The sequence below is a fragment of the Granulicatella sp. 572.rep1_STHE genome, from assembly GCF_001073445.1.
GTDB classification, from domain to species: domain Bacteria; phylum Bacillota; class Bacilli; order Lactobacillales; family Aerococcaceae; genus Granulicatella; species Granulicatella adiacens.
Genome location: NZ_JVBO01000025.1, coordinates 1 through 7,013, shown reverse-complemented (window position 1 = coordinate 7,013; position 7,013 = coordinate 1). Strand labels below are relative to the sequence as shown.

Sequence of the window (7,013 nt, the reverse complement as noted above, 5' to 3'; positions counted from 1 at the left end):
AACTGTTGTAGCTTCTGTCGTTGGTGCTTGTGTTGTCGCAACTGTTGTAGCTTCTGTCGTTGGTGCTTGTGTTGTCACAGCTGTTGTAGCTTCTGTCGTTGGTGCTTGTGTTGTTGTATTAGCTTGAGGATCTAATTTCTTCAGCTCTTCTTCAACTTTCGCAACTTCTTTATCAATGTCTTCCATTTCTTTTTGGAAACCAGCTAAATCTGACTCTGCTTGAGCGACTGTGTCATCGTAGTCTGTTTGAGCTTCTTTCACTTTTTCTTCTAATGCAGTGATTTCGCTTTGAGGTTTTCCTTCTGCTTTTGCTTGTTCTAACTCTTCTTTTGCTTGTTCTAGTTTTTGAGTTGCTTTATCAACGGCATCATTTACTTCAGCCACTAATTCTTCAACTTCTTCTTTTTGTTTTTTCAACTCTTCAAGTTTTTGGGCTAATTTTTCTTCAGCAGTCGGATTTGCTTTTTGTGCACCGGCATCACTTTGTGTCGTTTCTGCAGCTTGAGTAGTTTCTTCACTTGCTTCAGCAAAAATGCTAGGCAAATTCGTTACTACAGCTGTTCCCAATACTCCTGCTGAGACAATTCCCGCCAAAATTAATTTTTTCTTACCCATATATATTTCACTCCAATTATATTTCAGTCTTTTTGCATTATACATCACTAACTTTTCAAAAACAATGCTTAGAACTTAAGAAAGTTAGTTTTTTCTATGAAAACTACTTCTACTTTATACAAGATACTCCAATCGTTTTGTAAATTGTTCTTAGGACAACCGTTGTAAAATATAATTTACCTCACAAGAAACACCTACAGATAGGATGCTCTCATCGATATCAAATTTTTCATGATGATGTCCAAATGAACTTTCTTCACTTGAACTAGACCCTAAAAGACCATAGACACCTGGTTTATCAACTAGATAATCTGCAAAATCATCGGCTCCCATTGACATATCGTATTCCTTCAAAACTTGATGAATTCCTTCTACTTCTGAGACCGCTTTTTGAAATTCCAACGCTAATTCTGGAGTATTAATCACAGGTGCAGCAGCATCATACCAATCAATTTCAAATGCACAACGATTCATTTCGGCTACCCCACGCGCAATACGTGTAACAGCCTCTTTCAAATGAGCTCTTGTTTCATGACTAAACGCTCGAATCGTCCCTTCCAGTTCAGCATCATTCGCAACAATATTATAACGAGTTCCTGCATTTAGTTTTCCAATCCCAACAACTGCACGATCTCCTGGATTTATTTCTCTCGCAACGATTGTTTGAAGTGCTACCACTATCTCGCTTGCCGTTACCAAAGCATCATGCCCTAAATGAGGACGTCCTACATGAGCACTTTTACCAGTAATTTTAATTTTAAAAATATCACATGAAGCATTTACTGGACCTCCTTGAACGGCAAACGTACCAACTGGTAAACTCGAATTCACATGAATCGCAAATGACTCATCGATATCGTCGATTTGACCTGATGCCACGAATTGTTTTGCTCCTGCACCAATTTCTTCAGCCGGTTGAAAGGCAATTTTTACCGTTCCAGAAAAGGTGTCTTTGATGTCGTTCAACAATTTAGCTGTTCCTAGTCCCATTGCTGTATGTGCATCATGTCCACAAGCATGGTTCAATCCTGGTCGTTTTGAAGCATACGGTTTTTCGGTGCAATCAGGAAGTTCTAAAGCATCGATATCGGCACGAAGCAACACTGTTCTTCCGTCTCCTTTACCACCTTTAATGATAGCTAAGGTTCCCGTCTCACCAACTTTTTCAAACGGTACCCCAAATGAAGTAAGTTCCTTTTGAATAAAAGCTGCAGTCTCAAATTCTTTTAAGCTTGATTCAGGATTTTCATGTAGATGTCTTCTCGTTTTTACGAGATACTCTTGTAATTTAGACGCTTTTTCTTGAATAGCACTCATTTTATTTTCCTTCTTTCATTGAATATTGAATAAAGAGGCATGCTAAGCACGCCTCTCCCTCATTTTATTTTTCGAAATGTAACATATAAGTTACATTTTGCTTTTCTCACAACTTAATAGTTGAGCTCGAAAAGGCAGAAACGACGTCCACTTCGACAAATATCCGCACGACTGCAAGCAGTCCTTTGCGTTATTTGTCTCCAGCGATTCGTTTCTTAACGCTTTTTCTCACATCCTAGTAGTCGAGTTCGGGCTCACAGCCCTGACGTCCACTTCCCAGAATATCCGCACGACTGCAAGCAGCCCTTTGCGTTATTCTGGTCCAGTGTTTCAGGCCTGAGCGTTCGCCCTCACATCCTGTGTAGTTGAGCTCGGGCTCACAGGACCGACGTCCATTTCCTGATATGTCCGCACGACTCGTTCCGAGTCCCTTACGGCGTTCCAGTCCAACGTTCCATTTCTGAGCGCGATGTCTCACATCCTAGTTGTTTAATTTAGCTTTTTCCCAAACTGGTACGTTCGCACCTTTTGAAACTTCTTCAATTTTCTTAGCAGTTTCTGGTGATTGGTAGTATTCTACGATTTTTTTGTAGACTTCATTGTTTTCGTTACCTTCTTTAACAGCGATTACGTTGTAGTAAGGTTGTGAAGAATCAGTAATTTGTTCGATGAAGATAGAATCTTTTGTTGGTTGGAATCCAGCTTCTACAGCGAAACCATTATTGATTAATGAAGCAGCAACATCATCTAAAGCACGAGCTGTTTGTCCAGCTGGTAATTCTTTGATTTGGATGTTTTTAGGATTTTCAACAATGTCATCTTTAGTTGCTAAAGTATTGTTAGGATCTTTTAATTTAATAACGCCAGCTGCGTGTAGTAAACGTAATGCACGTGAGTTGTTTGAAGTATCTTCAGGAATAGCAATTGTATCGCCATCTTTTAATTCACTTACGTTTTTAATTTTCTTAGAGTAAACACCCATTGGAGCAATTACAGTGTAGCCGATTGGTTTGATGTGTGTTCCTTGTTCTTTGTTGAAGTTTTCTAAGTAAATAATTGTTTGGAAAGAGTTCAAATCAACATTCCCATTTTCTAGTGCTTGGTTTGGTTGTACGTAGTCAGTGAATTCTACTAATTCAACTTCAATACCTTCTTTTTCTTTCAAGCGAGCAATAACGTCATCCCAAACATCGTGGTTACCAGCGTTAACTCCTAATTTTACTTGTTTCACTTCTTTTTTTGCTTCTGTTGAAGCATTGCTTCCTGAGTTAGATGATTGAGCAGCTCCACATGCTGCTAAAGTTAATGCTGCCGCTGCAGCTACAAATAATTTTTTAATGTTCATTTTATTTTCCCCTTTTGAGTTAGTTTATTTTTTGGGTGCGATTGGTCGCATCCTGGGTAGTTGAGTTCAGGCTCGTAGCTTTCGCGTTCCTTTCCGACAATTATCCGCACGTCCTTATCAGACGCTTGCATTAATTTCGGTAAAGGGTCGAAAGCTGACCACTCGCCCTCACATCCTGTTGTAGTTGAACTCGGGCTCACAGAGCCGACGTCCATTTCCTGATATGTCCGCACGACTCGTTCCGAGTCCCTTGCGTCATATCAGTCCAATGGTTCGGCCCTGAGCGTTCGCCCTCGTATCCTGTGTAGTTGAACTCGCCATCGCAGAAATGGCGTGCGTTTCCCGAAACATCCGCACGGTCTGATAGACCGTTTACGTTGTTCCGGTCCAACGTTCCATTTCTGAACGCGATGTCTCGTATCCTGTTATTTCGTGGCTTTTTTCTCTAAATAGTCACCGATTGCTTGGGTGATAAATACTACGATAAGCATGATAAGTGTCGATACGACGATAACGTCTCCTTGGAATCGACTGTATCCTCTGGAAATAGCTACGTTACCAATCCCACCGGCACCAAACGCTCCGGCCATAGTCGTTAGTCCGATTAAACTAATGATTGTTAATGATCCTGCTCGAATTAGACTTGGTAGTCCTTCTTTTAAGTACACTCTGAAAATAATTTCAAGTGGTGTACATCCCATCGCAACGCTCGCTTCAATAACTCCTTTATCTACTTCTGTTAATGCTAGTTGCACCTGACGAGAGAAGAATGGTACAGTCGCGACGACTAGAGGGACGATTGCCCCTGGAATACCAATGGTTGTTCCGATAATAAAGCGAGTAAATGGAATTAATAACATCGCTAAAATAATAAATGGTATCGAACGGAAAATATTCACGATTTTATCTAGTATTAAATAGACAAATTTGTTTCCAAGGATATTCCCCTCACGTGTCACTACTAATGTCACACCTAAGGCAATCCCTAAAACCCCAGCAATTAAACCAGAAATTCCTACCATTATTAACGTATCAATCGTTGCTTTTATAATTTCTTCCCAAACTCTGGCATCAATATTTGGAAACCAAGATTTAAAATCTATCAATTCTAATACATTCATCCTAAGCACCTCCCTTTGACTCTTCTAAGACATCAACTGAAACACCTTGTTCTTTGATGTAAGAAAGTGCATTTTCAATCCCAGATTTTTCTCCAGATAGTCCCACTAATAGCGTTCCTACTGGTGTATCTTGAATAATCTCAACATTGGCAAACAAGATATTAGCTGCCACTTGGAATTGAGTCGATAGTTTTGTAATTAATGGCTCTCCAGTTGAAGCTCCTACAAATGAAATTTTCACTAAGTAGTCGCCTTCTTGTAGATTCAATAACTGTTCATGTGAAAGCACCGTTTCAATTCCTTGGTTAATATGAGTCGCTGTATCGATGAAGTCTTTTGTTAAGTCGCGTTCCGGGTTTGTAAAGATTTCAAGAACGCTTCCTTTTTCAATCACTTCGCCCTCTTCCATGACCGCTACTTTATTACAAATTTCTTTTACAACTTGCATCTCATGCGTGATAATAACAATTGTAATGCCTAATTGAACATTTACTTTCTGCAATAATTCCAAAATCGAATAAGTTGTTTTAGGATCTAGCGCACTCGTTGCTTCATCACAGAGCAATACATCTGGGTCATTGGCTAACGCTCTGGCAATCGCGACACGTTGTTTTTGCCCCCCAGAAAGCTGACGAGGATAACTATTGACCTTATCTTCTAAACCTACTAATTCTAATAAGGATAGTACTTTTTGTTCAATTTCTGATTTGGTTTTCCCTGATTTTTTTAATGGAAAAGCCACATTGTCAAATACCGATAAAGTATTCATCAAATTGAAATGTTGGAAAATCATCCCAATTTTCTTACGAGCTGCACGTAGTCCTTTTGGTTTCAACTTTAGTAAATTAACACCGTTCACCACCACATTCCCTTTGGTAGGCCGTTGGAGAAGATTAATCGTTCGCACTAGAGTACTTTTACCAGCACCACTATATCCGATAATCCCATAAATATCTCCTGGCTCCACATGCAAAGATACATTTTTTACTGCATTGACTACTTTTACACCTTGTTTAAAAGTAACGTCAATGTTCTCTAATTTAATCATGTGTTCTCCTTTCTTTTAAGCAAACAAAAATCGTCCTCCTACTAACATGAGTTAGCAAAAGGACGAGTCAAATTCCCGTGTTACCACCTTTGTTCATAGCATTCTCACAAATCCTATCTCCATCTGTTAAACAGGACACCTGTTTAACGAGAAGCTGTATCGGGCTTTCCCGTAATCGTCTAATGATTCGACAATTAACACTCAAAGGCCATCTTCAAAGTTTCAACCAATATCTCTTTTCACCAAACCGAGACTCTCTAAAAAGGATTCACTTCTACTCTCCTTATCACCGTGCGTTATAAGCATGAAACTAGGATAGCAACAATTCGTATTCTAGTCAATTATCGCTTTTCTATTGCTGGTTATAACTGTTAGCTATAACAAGAATCTCTTTAGTTTTTCAACGCCTCTTTTTTTAGTACAATAACTATATCATTAGTGAAAGGAGACTATTTATGAGCCTCGATTTAATCCCATATAAAACAATGCCTATTTGGACGGCTAGTACTTTACCAGCACCATTTCAAAAAATGCATAATACAAAAGTGGGAACTTGGGCGCGCTTAACCATTCTAGAAGGAGCCCTCACTTTTTATGAACTCGATGAAGAAGGACAAGTGCTTACTGAGCATCTGTTTACAAAAGAATCCGACATTCCTTTTGTTGAACCTCAAGCTTGGCACCGGGTCTCCCCTGCTAGCGACGACTTAAGATGCTATTTAACTTTCTATTGTACTCCAGAAGATTATTTTTCTAAGAAATACGACTTAACAAGAACCCATTCGGAAGTCATTGAAGCTGCTCCGAAATTTGAAAAGGGACCGATTCTAGATCTTGGTAGTGGTCAAGGCAGAAATAGTCTCTATTTAGCCAAAAAAGGCTTTGAGGTTACCGCATTAGATATCCAAACCATGAGTTTAGCTCATCTCCAACAAATTGCCGAAGAGGAAGGGCTAGCTATTCACGTGGAACCTTATAATATTGAAAGTGCAGATATTCCTGGTGGTCTCTATAACGCCATCATTTCCACTGTGGTTTTAATGTTTCTAAATCCCGATAGCATTCCAGATGTCATTGAAAATATGCAATCTCATACGGCCCCTGGCGGATATAATCTCATTGTCGCAGCAATGTCTACCGAAGATGCCCCTTGTCCCGTGAATTTTCCAAAGACCTTTGCGGCGGGTGAACTCAAAGAGTATTACAAAGATTGGACTTTCCATAAACATAATGAAGACTTTGGACAATTACACAAATTGGATGAACATGGAAATCGGATTCGGATGCGCTTTGTAACGATGCTTGCTCAAAAACCAAAATAATATTCTAATCCAAACAAAAGAGGCTGGAAATGATATGTACCCAGAATCCTGGACACATTATTAAATTAAGCTGAACGCATGGATGTTTCCCTGTATTGAACAGGGGACATCCATTTTGTTTTTTCTTGAATTCTTTTGTTATTGTAATAATCTATATATTCTTCCACAGCCGTTTGAAATTTCTTAAAGGTAGAATATTCCATTTCAAAACCATAGAACATCTCGTTCTTCATTCTGGCGAAAAA

7 protein-coding genes and 1 other annotated feature are annotated in these 7,013 nt (G+C 39.3%); of the genes, 1 reads left to right on the top strand and 6 read right to left on the bottom strand.

Annotation, left to right across the window (positions count from 1 at the left end; translation table 11 throughout):
* The 5 genes from ADH99_RS06265 to ADH99_RS06240 form a co-directional block, all read right to left on the bottom strand.
* The coding region (locus tag ADH99_RS06265) for a hypothetical protein (protein WP_049555928.1) at positions 1-615 on the bottom strand (615 nt) is incomplete at its 3' end.
* A gap of 150 nt (positions 616-765) precedes the next feature.
* Positions 766-1,932 (bottom strand): M20 metallopeptidase family protein, encoded by a 1,167-nt coding sequence (locus tag ADH99_RS06260; protein WP_049554586.1) that lies wholly within the window; start codon positions 1,930-1,932, stop codon positions 766-768.
* Positions 1,933-2,413: 481 nt separating this feature from the next.
* Positions 2,414-3,277, bottom strand: a complete 864-nt coding sequence (locus ADH99_RS06255) for a MetQ/NlpA family ABC transporter substrate-binding protein (RefSeq protein ID WP_049554585.1) — start codon at positions 3,275-3,277, stop codon at positions 2,414-2,416.
* A 425-nt stretch (positions 3,278-3,702) separates the two neighbouring features.
* On the bottom strand, positions 3,703-4,398 hold the full coding sequence (locus ADH99_RS06245) for a methionine ABC transporter permease (RefSeq protein WP_049554583.1): 696 nt from the start codon (positions 4,396-4,398) through the stop codon (positions 3,703-3,705).
* A gap of 1 nt (position 4,399) precedes the next feature.
* A complete protein-coding gene (locus ADH99_RS06240) occupies positions 4,400-5,446 on the bottom strand; it encodes a methionine ABC transporter ATP-binding protein (RefSeq protein WP_049554582.1) in 1,047 nt (348 codons plus the stop codon).
* Positions 5,447-5,501: 55 nt separating this feature from the next.
* Positions 5,502-5,745: a binding site (T-box leader), on the bottom strand.
* A 156-nt stretch (positions 5,746-5,901) separates the two neighbouring features.
* On the opposite strand from ADH99_RS06240, the gene tehB reads away from it, so the two are divergent.
* A complete protein-coding gene (gene tehB, locus ADH99_RS06235) occupies positions 5,902-6,768 on the top strand; it encodes an SAM-dependent methyltransferase TehB (RefSeq protein ID WP_049554581.1) in 867 nt (288 codons plus the stop codon).
* Positions 6,769-6,833: 65 nt separating this feature from the next.
* On the opposite strand, the gene ADH99_RS06230 is transcribed toward tehB, so the two are convergent.
* Positions 6,834-7,013 (bottom strand): IS3 family transposase (locus ADH99_RS06230; protein ID WP_049555927.1); only part of this gene is annotated, 180 nt, incomplete at its 5' end.